Here is a 13,453-nt window from a genome sequence, read left to right as displayed (position 1 = left end):
AAGCCTGAGCGACTCACTCGGGAGAAGATATGGCCGGCGATCACTTGCGCGCCAATTTGCCGCCGCTGACCCTGCATGTCCCCGAGCCGCGTTTCCGCCCCGGCGACGCGGTCGATTTCGCCGAAGTCGCGGTGCCCTCGGCGGGCGCTGCGGCGCGCCCAGAAACCGATGCGCACCCATCGAGCTTCACCGATCTCGCCTATTCGCTGGTCCGCGTTCTCGATGAAGAGGACCGCGCGGTTGGTCCTTGGGACCCCAAGCTTTCGCCCGATATGCTGCGCCGTATGCTGCGCAGCATGGCGCTGGTCCGCGCGTTCGACGAGCGCATGTTCCGCGCCCAGCGGCAGGGCAAGACCAGCTTCTACATGAAGTGTACTGGCGAAGAAGCCGTCGCGGTTGCCGCCGCCTATGCGCTCGACCGTGACGACATGTGTTTCCCTTCCTACCGCCAGCAGGGGCTGTTGATCGCGCGCGACTGGTCGCTGGTCGACATGATGAACCAGATTTATTCGAACAAGGGCGACCGGCTGCAAGGCAAGCAATTGCCGATCATGTACTCGGTGAAAGAGTGTGGCTTCTTTTCGATCTCGGGCAATCTGACGACGCAATATCCGCAAGCCGTCGGCTGGGCGATGGCGAGCGCGGCGAAGGGTGACACGCGGATCGCCGCGACCTGGTGCGGCGAAGGATCGACGGCGGAAGGCGATTTCCACTCGGCCTGCACCTTTGCGAGCGTTTACCGCGCGCCGGTGATCCTGAACATCGTCAACAACCAATGGGCGATTTCGAGCTTCTCGGGCTTTGCCGGCGCCGAATCGACGACTTTCGCGGCGCGTGCGGTCGGCTATGGGATCGCGGGGCTGCGGGTCGACGGTAATGATGCGCTCGCGGTCTATGCGGCGACGGCCTGGGCCGCCGAGCGCGCGCGCACCAATGCCGGACCGACCTTGATCGAGCTGTTCACTTATCGCGCCGAAGGCCATTCGACGTCGGACGATCCCGGCGCCTATCGCTCGGCGGGCGAGCCGACCGCATGGCCGCTCGGCGACCCGATCAAGCGGCTCAAGGATCACCTCATCGGCTTGCGCGAATGGGACGAGGAACGCCACGCCGCGCAGGACCTCGAACTCGCCGAAGCGGTGAAAGCCGCGCAGAAGGAAGCCGAGAAGAACGGCATCCTCGGCCACGGCCTCCACCAGCCGTTCGACACCTTGTTCGAGGGCGTGTTCGAGGAACTGCCCTGGCATTTGAAGGAACAACAGGCGCAAATGATCGCCGAAGAAACCGCGAGCGGCCGGCCATGGGCGCAGAAATGAGCGACACCCTCGCGCCCTCCGGCGACACCACCCGCATGAACATGATCCAGGCGATCAACAGCGCGATGGACGTGATGATGGGCCGCGACCCAAACGTCATCGTGATGGGCGAAGACGTCGGCTATTTCGGCGGCGTGTTCCGCGCGACCGCAGGCTTGCAGGCGAAATACGGCAAGACCCGCGCGTTCGACACGCCGATCACCGAATGCGGCATCATCGGGGTCGCAATCGGCATGGGCGCTTACGGCTTGCGCCCGGTGCCCGAGATCCAGTTCGCCGATTACATTTATCCCGCGCTCGACCAATTGGTGTCCGAAGCCGCGCGGTTGCGCTACCGTTCGGGGGGCGAGTTTACCGCGCCGATCACGGTGCGCTCGCCCTTCGGCGGCGGCATCTTCGGCGGGCAGACGCATAGCCAGAGCCCCGAGGGCATCTTCACCCATGTCTGCGGCGTCAAGACCGTCATTCCCGCGACGCCCTATGACGCCAAGGGGCTGCTGATCGCGGCGATCGAAGACAATGACCCCGTGCTCTTTTTCGAGCCCAAGCGGCTCTATAACGGCCCGTTCAACGGCTATTGGGATCGCCCCGCGCAGAATTGGTCGCAGCATCCGGCGGGCGATGTGCCGACCGGTTACTACCGGATCGATCTGGGCAAGGCGCGGATCGCGCGCGCGGGCGAGGCGCTGACGATCCTCGCTTACGGCACGATGGTTCATGTGTGCGAGGCAGTGGTGGCAGAGGCCGGGGTCGACGCGGAAATCATCGATCTGCGCACGCTCGTGCCGCTCGATATCGACGCGATCGAGGTATCGGTGAAGAAAACCGGCCGCTGCATGATCGTCCACGAAGCCACCCGCACCGGCGGCTTCGGCGCGGAATTGTCGGCACTGGTGCAGGAACGCTGCTTCTACCACCTCGAGGCACCGATCGAACGCGTCACCGGCTTTGACACACCCTATCCGCACAGCCTTGAATGGGCCTATTTCCCAGGACCCGTCCGCATCGGCGAAGCGCTCAAGAAGATCATGAAGGACGCATAATGGCCCGCTTTACCTTCAAGCTCCCCGACATCGGCGAAGGCATTTCGGAAGCCGAGATCGTGACGTGGCACGTTGCCGTCGGCGACCATGTCGCTGAGGATCAGCAGATTGCCGACATGATGACCGACAAGGCGACCGTCGAAATGGAATCGCCGGTTTCGGGCAAAGTGATCGAGCTCGCGGGCGAAGTCGGCGATCAGATCGCAATCGGCGCGATGCTGGTAGTGATCGAGACCGACGGCGATTTCTCTGCCGAGGAAGCGGCAGCTATTGGGCCCGTCGAGACCGAGCTGAAGATGGTGCCGGCAAGCGCGGCGCAAGAAGAAGTCACCGCGCAAGATGAAGCCGAGACTCCGGAGGTGGAGGAACCCGAGTCACCACCCCTGCACTCTTCCCCAAGCGAGAAGGGGAACGCCGTCCTCGCCTCCCCCGCCGTGCGTGCCCGCGCCGCCGATCTCGGCATCGACTTGGGTCAGGTGAAGACCGACGGCGACCGCGTCCGTCACGCCGATCTCGATGCGTACCTCCGCTACGGCAGTGGCGAAGGCTACCACCCGCCGCACGCGAGCCGCGCGCGCGCCGATCAGCCGGTGAAAGTCATCGGCATGCGCCGCCGCATTGCCGAAAACATGGCCGCGTCAAAACGCGCGATCCCGCACTTCACTTATGTCGACGAAATCGATGTGACCGAGCTCGAGCGCGTGCGCGCCGATCTCAACAATAATCGCGGTGGCCGCCCCAAGCTCACGATGCTGCCGCTGATGATCGTCGCCATCTGCCGCGCGATCCCCGACTTCCCGATGATCAACGCGCGCTATGACGATGAAGCGGGCGTGGTGACCCGCCACGGCGCGGTCCATCTCGGCATGGCGACGCAGACCGAAGCCGGGTTGATGGTCCCCGTCATCCGCGATGCGCAGGATCGCAACGTCTGGCAGCTCGCGAGCGAAATCGGGCGCCTTGCCGAAGCTGCGCGGAGCGGCAAGGCGACGTCAGCCGAACTGAGCGGCTCGACGCTCACCGTCACCTCGCTCGGGCCGCTCGGCGGCATTGCGACGACGCCGGTCATCAACCGCCCCGAAGTCGCGATTATCGGCCCCAACAAGATCGTCGAACGTCCCGTCTTTGTGGGCGACGACATTGTCCGCGCCAAGCTGATGAATCTGTCGATCAGCTGCGACCACCGCGTCGTCGACGGCTGGGACGCGGCAAGCTTTGTCCAGGCGCTCAAGAAGCTGCTCGAAACGCCGGTGCTGCTGTTCGCGGATTGACGGATTGCGGCGCGCGCATCCCCAATCCGTCACACGGATGCGCTAAACATTGGAGATGCGCTTCGATCTCCTCCAGTCGCTCAGCATTGCGGGCGATGCCCACACCCCCAATGATGACCGCATCGGCGGCACCGGGCGGCTCGCCTGGGTGATCGACGGTGCGACCGATCTTGGCCCGCCCGGGCTGGTCGGCACACAAGGGGGCGCGGCGTGGATCGCCGATGCTGCGAACACCGCCTTCGCGCAGGTCGACGACGGATCGATCGACGCGATCTGCGCACACGTCTTCGCACAGGTTCAGCGCCGCTATGCCGCCGCGCAGCAGCGTGACGCGCTGGGGCGGTGGGAGCTGCCTTCCGCCGCCTTCCTCGCTGCGCGCGCAGGGCCGCATGGCATCGAGCTCGCCTGGGCCGCCGATTGCACCGCGCTGATCCGGCGCGGCGAAGAGGTGGCCCGCATCGGCCCGCGCGTCGACCGCGACCCCGAAGCTGCGAGCGCCGCCCGCTTCGCTGGCCATGGGCTCGGCGCCAAACAGCGTCCCGCCGAGATCACCGCGATGCTGCGCCAATCGCGGGCGCGGCTGCCACGCCATGTGCTCGGCGTCGAGCCGCTGGCGCGTGAGGACCTCGGCCTCGCGGTGGTGCCCGCAGCGCCCGGCGACGACGTGCTGCTGATGAGCGACGGATTCGCCGCGCTGGTCGACAGTTATGCCGCGCTCGATGCCGAGGAGCTGATGGCGAGCCTCGCCACACGGGGCCTCGTCGAGCTCGCCTTCGAGCTGCGCGCGATCGAGGCGGGCGACGCCGCCTGCACGCGCTTCCCGCGCTTCAAGCGATCCGACGACGCGAGCGCGCTGTGGCTGCGCGTCGCCGCCTGACGGATCGGATGCGCGGCGCCATATGCCTCGCCGCTGCCACCTGCTAAGCCAAGCACGATAACAGCAGGAGGCAGGCCCCATGCGCCGCGACGTCGATTTCACCAACGCCAATGGTCACCGCCTTGTCGGGCGGCTCGAGATGCCGCCGGGCCGCGTGCGCGCCGTCGCGCTGTTCGCGCATTGCTTCACCTGCACCGCCAACAGCCACGGCGCGCGGCGGATCAGCATGGCGCTGGCCGAACATGGCATCGCCACGCTCGCCTTCGACTTCACCGGGCTCGGCAAGTCCGAAGGGCGCTTCGCCGACAGCCATTTCGCGGCGAACGTCACCGACTTGGTCGCCGCCGCCGCGTATCTGCGCGGTACCGTCGGCGCGCCCGCGATCCTCGTTGGCCATTCGCTCGGCGGCGCGGCCGTCATCGCCGCCGCTGGCGAGATTCCCGAATGCACCGCCGTCGTCACGATCGGCGCGCCGTTCGACCCCGCGCATGTTCTCCACCAGCTCGGCGATCAGGTCGCGAAAGTCCGCAGCCAGGGCCAGGCCGAAGTGACGATCGGCGGGCGGCCGTTCGAAGTCTCCAGCGCTTTCCTCGACGCGGTTGAGGGGCATGACCAGGCCGGGCGGCTGGCGAAGCTCAAGCGCGCGCTGCTCGTGCTCCATTCGGCGACCGACGCGACCGTCGGCATCGAGAATGCCGGCAAGATCTTCGACGCGGCCAAGCATCCGAAGAGCTTCGTCTCGCTCGGCACCGCCGACCATTTGCTCACCCAGCCCGCGCCTGCCGCCTATGCCGCCGCGATCATCGCCGCCTGGGTCGAGCCCTTCCTCGCGCCCGCGCAGGCCGTCGATGCGCCGCCCGAAGGCCATGTCCGCGTCACCACCACCGACGCCAAATTCACGGCGATCGTCGATTCATCAGGCCACAGCTTCCTCGCCGACGAGCCGCTGCGCGTCGGCGGCAATGATCTGGGGCCGACGCCTTATGACTTGCTGCTGTCGGCGCTCGGCACCTGCACCGCGATGACAATCAAGCTCGTCGCCGAACGCGAGGGCATTCCGCTCGAGGGCGTATCGGTGCTGCTGCGCCACGACCGCTGCCATTCGGAGGATTGCGCGAGCACCGGCGAGGGCCGCCCGAAAATCGAAGTGCTGAGCCGCGACATCACGCTGGCGGGTGCGCTGACCGAAGCCCAGCGCACGCGGATGCTCGTCATCGCCGACAAATGCCCGGTCCACCGCACGCTGGAAAGCGCGCCGGTAATCAAGACGCGGCTGGTGTGAGGGGCGAAAGGTGTCAAAGGTTACGACCATCCTAGGGGGGGTGCCCCGGTTGGAGGTTGCGCGCGCGAGTGGTGCGACGGGGGTGATAGCAATGCGAAAGAGCGAGTCGGGGAGAGAGTCGCAGAGGTTTTCCTACTTTGGAAGGGGGAGCAGGTCATTAGCGTCCCGGCTGCTTTCAGATTATTTGACCTAATTTACGATTCTGCCGGGGAAAGGACAGGTCAATCTGCCCCATCAATTAAATGGCGTAACGCGCCCGGCTTGCAAGCCGCCATCAAAACCGAAGGCCAAGCTTAACCCCAAACTCATTGGTAAAATTGAACGGCTCGACCAGAACGGCACTCAATTGGGCTGGCTGGCCCGCAGTATTCGTAAACTGTATGATGGAGGTGTCGACCGACGATCTGTCGATGACCCAATGTATGAAATAGGGTTCGAGTGACCAGCGCCGATCCAGATGGACTTTGGCACTTGTCCGCAGCGCTCCTCCCAGCCGCTGATTGAACTTCACGTCGGTGGCGCTCAAAAAGGTGCCCGACGGCGGCAGCTGTGAGAAGCGCGTTTGCTGCCAGCCTTGCAGCAGAACGTCCGCTTCGAGTTTGAATTCAATTTTTCGCTTCAGCAGCGCCGATGTCTGTACGGAAATGCCAAATGGTAGGTAGAGATAGTCCTGCTGACGTTGGCCTTTGAGATTCGAGAGGTGCCGGAAGCCAACCCCGACATAGGGCGAGAGCACCCACCCGCGTTTGACAAAGTCCTTCCCAATCAGGGCCCGACCTTCGACATACCAGTCGCTTACGCCGAACTGTTGAACATCCGGGCCGACGGACCTTGTCACAACGGAACGCGATGGATCGGCAGGGTCGGACATAACCAAGGCGGTTTGAGTCGGAGACGTGTAAATAACGTCTCCTACTAAACCGCGCAAATTGGCAATAAAGAATAGGTGTCTTCTTTCATCAAATTTGAAGGTGCGGGAATAATCTACACCGATTTTCGGGCCTTCAAACCGCACATTTCCGCCCACTCGGTTCACATTAGGCTCTACGTAGGCATAATGGCTCGCCGAAAGCGACAATTCGCTGCCGGACTGAGTTTGCAGATCATTCTGTAGTGCGCGTGCCGGCGGATCTTTCGCTGGTTCACGTGCCGGCGCATCATGCTCGGATGCACGCGCCGAGGAACTGGCAAAAACCAGGATTGAGACAAACAGGAGCCCGAAAGGTCGCATACCGAATCACCTTTGACAGTAGATAATTCATGTCATACATGAATTTTATCGTTTTCAAGGTGATTATATTGTGACAGGCGAGACGTCGCGAACCAGCCCCCGCTCACTGCTGCTTGTCCGCATCGCCCAGGCGATCTGTCTCGCTGGCGCTGCCTTGAGGACAGTGTTCGCCATTCCGCTTGGATTCGACCGCGCCGCGATGGGAAGTTATAATCGTTGGCTGGCGCCAAATTTACCTGAGCTTATCAGCATCGAGACCTGGATTGGTTTCGGCATCGTGCTTTCGCTCGATCTTTTCCTGTCAGTCTGGGTTTTTCTGGAAATGTTCGGCTTGTTCGGCGCATTGGGGCGCGGTGAGACGATGACGACCGGGGTGGAGCGCAGACTGGTCCGGCTCGGCCTGGCGGCCTTTCTGGGAACATTATTCACCGTCTTTGCCGCGCCGCTCTACGCGCTCGCCGCTATGCTGACCGACGTTCCGGCACCATACAAATGGTGGTTCAACTTGCAGCAGGATACGCTTCTAAAGGCAATCGGAACGATCTTCTTGTTCCTCTTCGTGATGATCGTGCGTGAGCTTCACCGCGTCGACGCCGAAAACAAGACTTTTCTTTAAACATGGAAATCATCGTTAGACTCGATGTTATGCTAGCGCGCCGCAAGATGCGCTCGAAAGAGTTGGCTGCGCTAATTGGTATATCCGAGCAAAATCTGTCCCTTCTTAAATCTGGCAAGATCCAAGGGATGCGATTCAAGACCCTGGCCGCAATATGCGCGGCGCTCGATTGTCAGCCCGGCGATATTCTTGAGTTTCAGGCGGATTCTGATGCCGAATAAACGATGGAGACGAACCATGCTGAAAATATCATCTTACTGCCTGTTGCCAATTGCAGTTTTCGCTTCTCCTGCAATTGCGCAGATGACTGCGACTGACTCGACAAGGGTGACCATCCAGCAGGGCCAAATTACGGATTTGCAGGCCCGCTTCGCCAGGTTGCAACAGCTTGTGCGACCAGACGATTTGGCGTTCGAGCTGCAACTCGTCAATGCCGATCAATCCTTGCTCCAGCAACGTCGCGATGGGATAATCCGGCTGCCCCAGGATTGGGTTGCGGCAGCACCAGATCGGGAGACGCTCGACTTTCTGATGCTGTTGGCCCTGTCAGACGCGGTTACGCACGCACCGCCGCCTGCAGGACCAAGCGAGACAACGAAAGTCGTAACCAGTGTGATCGGTTTGATTGCCGTGAATGCGGCAAAAAACCAGGAACGCAGCGCGAGCAGGGATCCTGGGCTACATCTCCCAAGGGCTCGTTTCGCGTCGATCCCCTCGCCGGGGCAATCCGGCACTGCGCTTCGCGCCTTAGGCTGGGCGGTGGCATCGGGCAGCTGCGAAGCAAAGATCGTCTCCGGCCTTCGTCGGCTTGGGGCCGTCCCCGGCGCGATGGGGGTTGCTTCTCGTCAAATCGTCAAGGATCTCGGCCCAGTGGCGTGGACGCCGAATGATCGCTGTGGCCCGGCTGCGAACTGACGCCCGCAAACCCTCCCCGTCAAACCTCAAACAACCCCGCAGCCCCCATACCCCCCGCAGTACACATCGACACCACCACCCACCTAACCCCCCGCTTCCGCCCCTCGATCAGCGCATGCCCCACCAGCCGTGACCCCGTCATCCCGAACGGGTGGCCGATCGCGATCGCGCCGCCGTTGACGTTGTACTTCTCCGGATCGATGCCGAGCGTGTCGCGGCAGTAGAGGCATTGCGAGGCGAAGGCTTCGTTGAGCTCCCACAGGCCAATGTCCGCCACCGTCAACCCCGCGCGCGCGAGGAGTTTGGGGATGGCGAAGACCGGGCCGATGCCCATTTCGTCGGGCGCGCAGCCTGCCGCCTGGAAACCGCGATAGATACCGAGGATTTCCTTGCCCTCGGCCTCGGCGGTCGCGCGGTCCATCACGATCTGCGCGCTCGCGCCGTCGGAGAGCTGGCTGGCGTTGCCTGCGGTGATGTTGCTGCCGGGGCCGGTGAATTCGCCGCCGGGCCAGACGGTGCGCAGGCCGCTGAGGCCCTCGTACGTCGTGCCGGGGCGGATGCCTTCGTCCTGGCTGACCGTCACTTGCTCGCGGCCGGTTTCCTTGCCTTCCTTGTCGAGCAGCGCGCGCTCGACGGTGATCGGGGCGATTTCCTCGATGAAGGCGCCTGCCTCCAGCCCGCGCGCGGCGCGTTGCTGGCTCATCGCGCCGTAGCGGTCCTGCGCCTCGCGGGTGATGCCATAGCGTTCGGCGACGATCTCGGCGGTTTCGATCATCGGGATGTACGCGGCGGGTTCGTTGGCGATCACCGACTGGTTGATGTAGCGCGGGGCATTCTGCGCGGTCATGCTCACGCTTTCCATGCCGCCTGCGAGCGCCACGTCGATCTCGTTGCAGATGATCGAGCGCGCGGCGAGGGCGACGGCGGTGAGGCCGGAGCCGCATTTGCGATCGAGCGAGAAAGCGGGGACGCTTTGCGGCAGGCCTGCTGCGAACACCGCCATGCGCCCGGCATTGCCGCCCTGGCTGCCCCATTGGTTGCCGACGCCCCATAAGATCTCGTCGATGCGGGCGGGGTCGATCCCGGCGCGCTCGACCGCGGCGTTCATGACGTGGCCCGCGAGCACCGGCGCTTCGGTGACGTTGAACACCCCGCGCATGGCCTTGCCAATCGGGGTGCGGGCAGTGGCGACGATCGCGGCTTCGCGCATGGGGGCTCTCTCCTGTTGTGCTTTTGGCGGAGAGGCTAGCCGAGCGGGTCGGGCTTGTCAGGCCCCTTACGGACGGCGGCATACAGATACGCACCGCCGTCCGGTGACCCGGGAGGCCTGAAAGGGCAGGTCACATCCGGGGTTCGCGCGCACCACGGCATTGGTTACAAGCGTCGCGCAGTCGCGCTAAGCACGCCGATCGCACGACGTGTAACCAAGTCACTGGATCAACCGAATGGCTCTATCAGGAGCGCAAGGCAGAGCGAGCGAAGAGCAGCTGAAGGGCTGGATGGTGCGGGGCCTTGATGGCGACGGCGCTGCCCAGAACCGGTTGCTGACCGCGCTCGCGCCGCTGATGCGCGGTTTCTTCGCGCGGCGGCTGCGCGGGGCGGGTGATGATGTCGAGGATCTGGTGCAGGAAACGCTGATTGCCATCCACACGCGGCGCGCAAGCTATGACCGCGACCGGCCCTTCACCGCATGGGCCTATGCGGTCGCGCGCTACAAGATGATCGATCATTTCCGGCGGCAGCGCCAGCATGTGTCGTTCGAAGGGCTGGAGGAAATCCTGGTCGCCGAAGGCTTTCAGGAGGCAGCGTCGGCAAAGATGGATGTCGACGGGCTGCTCAGCGAGATTTCGGCCAAACAGGCCAGCGCGATCCGTCGCACCAAGATTGATGGCCTCAGCGTCGCCGAAGCCGCCGAGGCCGATGGCATCAGCGAAGCCGATGTGAAGGTTTCCGTCCACCGCGGGCTGAAGGCGCTCGCTGCACGACTGAAGGGTAAGTAATGCGTACCGAAGAATTGATCCAATCGCTGTCCGCGCAGACGCGGCCGGTATCTCAGAGCGCCGTCGAACAACGGCTGGCGATCGGGCTGGTCGCGGGCGGCGCGGTGACGCTGGCGCTGGTGGTGCAGACAATGGGGCTGCGGCCCGATCTGCCCGGCGCGATGATGAACGCGCGCTTCCTGATGAAGGCGGCCTATACGATTGCGCTGGGCGTGGTCGCGGTGCTGGCGGTGCATCATGTGGCGCGCCCCGATGCGGCGGGTAGCGGCGGGCTGTGGCGGATCGCGGTGCCGCTGGCGCTGCTGGCGGCGCTGGCGGGGGTCGAACTCGCGGCGACACCGAGCGAGCATTGGCTGCCGATGTGGCTGGGGAGTAGCTGGCGGCAATGTTCGATGCGCGTCGGCGTGCTGTCGCTGCCGATCTTCGCGGGGCTGCTGTGGTCGTTCCGCCAGCTCGCGCCGACCAATTTGCGCGCGGCGGGGGCGGCGGCGGGGCTGGCGGCGGGCGCGTTCGGCGCGGCGCTCTATGGCCTGCATTGCCCCGAGGTTTCGGCGAGCTTTGTGGTGACCTGGTACACGCTCGGCATCGCGATTCCGACCGCGATCGGCGCGCTTTTCGGCCCGCAATTGCTGCGCTGGTAATTGGTTGTAACCAGCGGCCACACCCTCACGAATAGCAGGGCATAGGGTCGCCCGGTGGCCACCTGAACATTTACGGAGTGATGACCATGCGTACGCTTCTTGCTGTTTCGACTGCCCTTTTCCTTGCAGCCTGCTCAGGCGCAACCGCTTCGCCAGCACCGTCGGGTGAAGGCGCTGGCGCGACGCCGACCACGCTCGCTGGCGATCCGGCGCATCCTGTTGTCGTCGAACTCTACCAGAGCCAGGGCTGCTCGAGCTGCCCGCCCGCGATCAAGGTGATCAACCGCCTCGCCGATCGTGGCGACGTGATCCCGCTGACCTTCGCGGTCACCTATTGGGATAGCCTCGGCTGGAAGGACAGCTTTGCGACCCCCGCCTATACCGCGCGCCAGTGGGACTATGCCCACACCGCCGGCCGCAGCCAAGTTGCGACGCCGCAGGTGATCGTCAACGGGCGTGACGCCGTGCTCGGCAGCCGCGAAGGCGAACTCAATGCGGCGATTGCGCGCAATGTCGTCAAGACCGGCCCGGCGATTGCTGCCGCGAACGGCAAGGTCACGATCGGCGACGGCAAGGCGGCCAATGCGACTGTCTGGGTCGTCCGCTATGATCCGCGCACGATCAACGTCGCGATCCAGGCGGGTGAGAATGGCGGCGTCACCCTTCCGCACCGCAATGTCGTCAAGCAGCTCGTCAATGTCGGCAGCTGGTCGGGCAAGGCCGCGAGCTTCGCGCTCCCCGCTGCGCCTGCTGGGCTGAAGACCGCGATCCTTGTCCAGAACGGCAAGGGCGGCCCGATCCTGTCGGCGGCGAAGATCTAACCCCGCTCCCGCCTACCTGCGCGTCCGTTTCCCCCTTTTTCGGGCGCGCAGGACCAACCTGAAAGGCGCGACAGGCATTTGCCGGTCGCGCCTTTTTTGGCGCTGATGTCGCTTGCGAATACAAGGCAGGCCGGTGGCGGCTTTCGCCCCAAACCCGGTAGTTTCGATGATTGCTCTGACCTCTCAGAAGCGGTCGTTTGTTCAGTGATGTCGAGCGCGGACGCTCGGTCCTAAAGCGTGTCGGCAACCCCGCCAGAGGTTCCCAATCGGCAAGGCACCAGTTGCGAGTCAAGCATCGGGCGGTAAACTTCACGCCAGAGTGAGCCGTGTTTTGGAAATGGCTTCTTCATTGCAGGAGAACGGGTTTGTCGTGGTCCAAGTTTGTCGTGCCGTCTGTTCTCGCACTCGGCATTGCCGGGGCAGCCTGCGGGCAGATCAGCAAACCCGATGCATCACAAGCCAAGGAAGTCCTGCCGAAGAACGAACGGCCCGGCGTCTGGCAGCCAACTAACGGCGGGGAGCAGATACCGCTATGGCCTGCAAGTACGCCTCTCGCCAAACCTGATTCTGGCGATCGTCCCGAGGGACTTGGAAACGGCACAGGTCTTGTTGGCGGGCGTAAATGGCACTGGGCGAGCTACGTCACTCGACCGACAATGACCGTTTACCGGCCGAAGGGGCGCAACAACGGCGCGGCGATGCTTGTCCTGCCGGGTGGTGGATTTGAAGTCCTGGCGCTCGATCTGGAAGGCACTGAAATTTGCGATTGGGTGGTGCAGCAGGGAATGACATGCGCCGTCTTGAAGTACCGAGTGCCGCAAGTATGGCCGAGGGAGAACGGCAAGCAAGTGCGGCCGAGGGTGCTTTTGGGGCTGGAAGATGCGCAGCGCGCGATGGGGCTACTGCGGCAGCAGGCAGCGTCATATGGAATCGAACCCCACAAAATCGGCGTAATCGGCTTTTCAGCAGGCGCCTATCTCGCAGCGAACATGAGCAACACTGAAGAGCGGACCTATCCGCTTACGGACGCGGCCGATCACCAATCGCCACGCCCCGACTTCGCGATCGTCGCCTATACAGCCCGTATGCTAGATGACAGCAAGGGTAAGAACAGCCTCGAACTAAAGCCTTGGGTCACTATCAGCCCCAAAGCACCGCCGACGCTGATCCTTCATGCAATGAACGATCCTATGGACAAGGTCCGGCAGCCATTGGCCTATGCGCTGGCTCTGAGCGATGCAGGCGTACCGGTCGATTTGCGCATCTATTCCAAAGGCGGCCACGCTTTCGGGATGCGGCCAACGTCCGATCCGATCTCCCGCGAATGGCCGGGACAGGTCAAGCAGTGGCTTCACAATCTTGGCATGCTGTGATTGCGGATGGCAGCTATCGCCACGTAACTCCTGAAAGCTGCCTGTCCGTTTTCCACCCAATCCCGGT

14 protein-coding genes are annotated in these 13,453 nt (G+C 63.7%); 12 read left to right on the top strand and 2 right to left on the bottom strand.

Translation table 11 applies throughout. The annotated features are described in order from the left end of the window. The first annotated feature begins 29 nt into the window (after nucleotides 1–29). From K2W81_RS05770 to K2W81_RS05750, 5 genes are all read left to right on the top strand, one after another. Nucleotides 30–1,316: a 3-methyl-2-oxobutanoate dehydrogenase (2-methylpropanoyl-transferring) subunit alpha gene (locus K2W81_RS05770; RefSeq protein ID WP_294102158.1), complete on the top strand. Its 1,287-nt coding sequence runs from the start codon at nucleotides 30–32 to the stop codon at nucleotides 1,314–1,316. A gap of 35 nt (nucleotides 1,317–1,351) precedes the next feature. Continuing rightward, nucleotides 1,352–2,359, top strand: coding sequence for an alpha-ketoacid dehydrogenase subunit beta (locus K2W81_RS05765; protein WP_294102213.1), 1,008 nt, complete (start codon nucleotides 1,352–1,354; stop codon nucleotides 2,357–2,359). Continuing rightward, complete coding sequence (locus K2W81_RS05760) at nucleotides 2,359–3,630, top strand: dihydrolipoamide acetyltransferase family protein (RefSeq protein ID WP_294102156.1); 1,272 nt, start codon at nucleotides 2,359–2,361, stop codon at nucleotides 3,628–3,630. The genes K2W81_RS05765 and K2W81_RS05760 overlap by 1 nt, the downstream gene beginning before the upstream one ends. A gap of 55 nt (nucleotides 3,631–3,685) precedes the next feature. Continuing rightward, entirely contained in the window at nucleotides 3,686–4,507 is an 822-nt protein-coding gene (locus K2W81_RS05755) for a protein phosphatase 2C domain-containing protein (protein ID WP_294102154.1), read from the top strand. 79 nt (nucleotides 4,508–4,586) lie between these two features. Further along, a complete protein-coding gene (locus K2W81_RS05750) occupies nucleotides 4,587–5,789 on the top strand; it encodes a bifunctional alpha/beta hydrolase/OsmC family protein (protein WP_294102152.1) in 1,203 nt (400 codons plus the stop codon). Nucleotides 5,790–6,063: 274 nt separating this feature from the next. Here K2W81_RS05750 and K2W81_RS05745 read toward each other — a convergent pair whose 3' ends face one another. Beyond that, nucleotides 6,064–7,020, bottom strand: a complete 957-nt coding sequence (locus K2W81_RS05745) for a hypothetical protein (protein ID WP_294102151.1) — start codon at nucleotides 7,018–7,020, stop codon at nucleotides 6,064–6,066. Between the two features lie 70 nt (nucleotides 7,021–7,090). Here K2W81_RS05745 and K2W81_RS05740 point away from each other — a divergent pair, with 70 nt between their 5' ends. Genes K2W81_RS05740 through K2W81_RS05730 form a run of 3 tightly spaced genes read left to right on the top strand, consistent with a single transcriptional unit; the run spans nucleotide 7,091 to nucleotide 8,551 of the window. Further along, complete coding sequence (locus tag K2W81_RS05740; protein ID WP_294102149.1) at nucleotides 7,091–7,636, top strand: hypothetical protein; 546 nt, start codon at nucleotides 7,091–7,093, stop codon at nucleotides 7,634–7,636. 2 nt (nucleotides 7,637–7,638) lie between these two features. Next, complete coding sequence (locus tag K2W81_RS05735) at nucleotides 7,639–7,857, top strand: helix-turn-helix transcriptional regulator (protein ID WP_294102147.1); 219 nt, start codon at nucleotides 7,639–7,641, stop codon at nucleotides 7,855–7,857. A gap of 16 nt (nucleotides 7,858–7,873) precedes the next feature. Then, entirely contained in the window at nucleotides 7,874–8,551 is a 678-nt protein-coding gene (locus K2W81_RS05730) for a hypothetical protein (protein WP_294102146.1), read from the top strand. Between the two features lie 19 nt (nucleotides 8,552–8,570). Here K2W81_RS05730 and K2W81_RS05725 read toward each other — a convergent pair whose 3' ends face one another. Beyond that, nucleotides 8,571–9,761 carry an acetyl-CoA C-acyltransferase gene (locus K2W81_RS05725; protein ID WP_294102145.1) on the bottom strand — a complete coding sequence of 397 codons (1,191 nt, stop codon included), beginning with the start codon at nucleotides 9,759–9,761 and terminating at the stop codon, nucleotides 8,571–8,573. 235 nt (nucleotides 9,762–9,996) lie between these two features. Here K2W81_RS05725 and K2W81_RS05720 point away from each other — a divergent pair, with 235 nt between their 5' ends. From K2W81_RS05720 to K2W81_RS05705, 4 genes are all read left to right on the top strand, one after another. Next, nucleotides 9,997–10,551: a sigma-70 family RNA polymerase sigma factor gene (locus K2W81_RS05720; protein WP_294102143.1), complete on the top strand. Its 555-nt coding sequence runs from the start codon at nucleotides 9,997–9,999 to the stop codon at nucleotides 10,549–10,551. Beyond that, the gene (locus K2W81_RS05715; protein WP_294102141.1) at nucleotides 10,551–11,192 is read left to right on the top strand and encodes a DUF1109 domain-containing protein; all 642 of its coding nucleotides are present in this window, start codon (nucleotides 10,551–10,553) and stop codon (nucleotides 11,190–11,192) included. The genes K2W81_RS05720 and K2W81_RS05715 overlap by 1 nt, the downstream gene beginning before the upstream one ends. An 86-nt stretch (nucleotides 11,193–11,278) precedes the next feature. Next, the gene (locus K2W81_RS05710) at nucleotides 11,279–12,013 is read left to right on the top strand and encodes a thioredoxin family protein (protein ID WP_294102140.1); all 735 of its coding nucleotides are present in this window, start codon (nucleotides 11,279–11,281) and stop codon (nucleotides 12,011–12,013) included. Nucleotides 12,014–12,378: 365 nt separating this feature from the next. Beyond that, a complete protein-coding gene (locus K2W81_RS05705; RefSeq protein WP_294102138.1) occupies nucleotides 12,379–13,386 on the top strand; it encodes an alpha/beta hydrolase in 1,008 nt (335 codons plus the stop codon). Nucleotides 13,387–13,453 lie beyond the last annotated feature (67 nt).

The sequence above is a fragment of the Sphingomonas sp. genome (assembly GCF_019749955.1).
Lineage (GTDB): Bacteria > Pseudomonadota > Alphaproteobacteria > Sphingomonadales > Sphingomonadaceae > Sphingomonas.
The sequence above is the reverse complement of the archived record's forward strand: the minus strand, read 5'-3'. Positions and strand labels throughout refer to the sequence as shown.

Excerpts from the sequence above, each read along its gene's own strand:
- K2W81_RS05715 (WP_294102141.1), top strand. The coding sequence starts at position 10,551 with ATGCGTACCGAAGAATTGATCCAATCGCTGTCCGCGCAGACGCGGCCG.
- K2W81_RS05750 (WP_294102152.1), top strand. The coding sequence starts at position 4,587 with ATGCGCCGCGACGTCGATTTCACCAACGCCAATGGTCACCGCCTTGTC.
- K2W81_RS05710 (WP_294102140.1), top strand. The coding sequence starts at position 11,279 with ATGCGTACGCTTCTTGCTGTTTCGACTGCCCTTTTCCTTGCAGCCTGC.
- K2W81_RS05760 (WP_294102156.1), top strand. The coding sequence starts at position 2,359 with ATGGCCCGCTTTACCTTCAAGCTCCCCGACATCGGCGAAGGCATTTCG.
- K2W81_RS05730 (WP_294102146.1), top strand. The coding sequence starts at position 7,874 with ATGCTGAAAATATCATCTTACTGCCTGTTGCCAATTGCAGTTTTCGCT.
- K2W81_RS05745 (WP_294102151.1), bottom strand. The coding sequence starts at position 7,020 with ATGCGACCTTTCGGGCTCCTGTTTGTCTCAATCCTGGTTTTTGCCAGT.
- K2W81_RS05765 (WP_294102213.1), top strand. The coding sequence starts at position 1,352 with ATGAACATGATCCAGGCGATCAACAGCGCGATGGACGTGATGATGGGC.
- K2W81_RS05725 (WP_294102145.1), bottom strand. The coding sequence starts at position 9,761 with ATGCGCGAAGCCGCGATCGTCGCCACTGCCCGCACCCCGATTGGCAAG.
- K2W81_RS05770 (WP_294102158.1), top strand. The coding sequence starts at position 30 with ATGGCCGGCGATCACTTGCGCGCCAATTTGCCGCCGCTGACCCTGCAT.
- K2W81_RS05735 (WP_294102147.1), top strand. The coding sequence starts at position 7,639 with ATGGAAATCATCGTTAGACTCGATGTTATGCTAGCGCGCCGCAAGATG.
- K2W81_RS05755 (WP_294102154.1), top strand. The coding sequence starts at position 3,686 with ATGCGCTTCGATCTCCTCCAGTCGCTCAGCATTGCGGGCGATGCCCAC.
- K2W81_RS05720 (WP_294102143.1), top strand. The coding sequence starts at position 9,997 with ATGGCTCTATCAGGAGCGCAAGGCAGAGCGAGCGAAGAGCAGCTGAAG.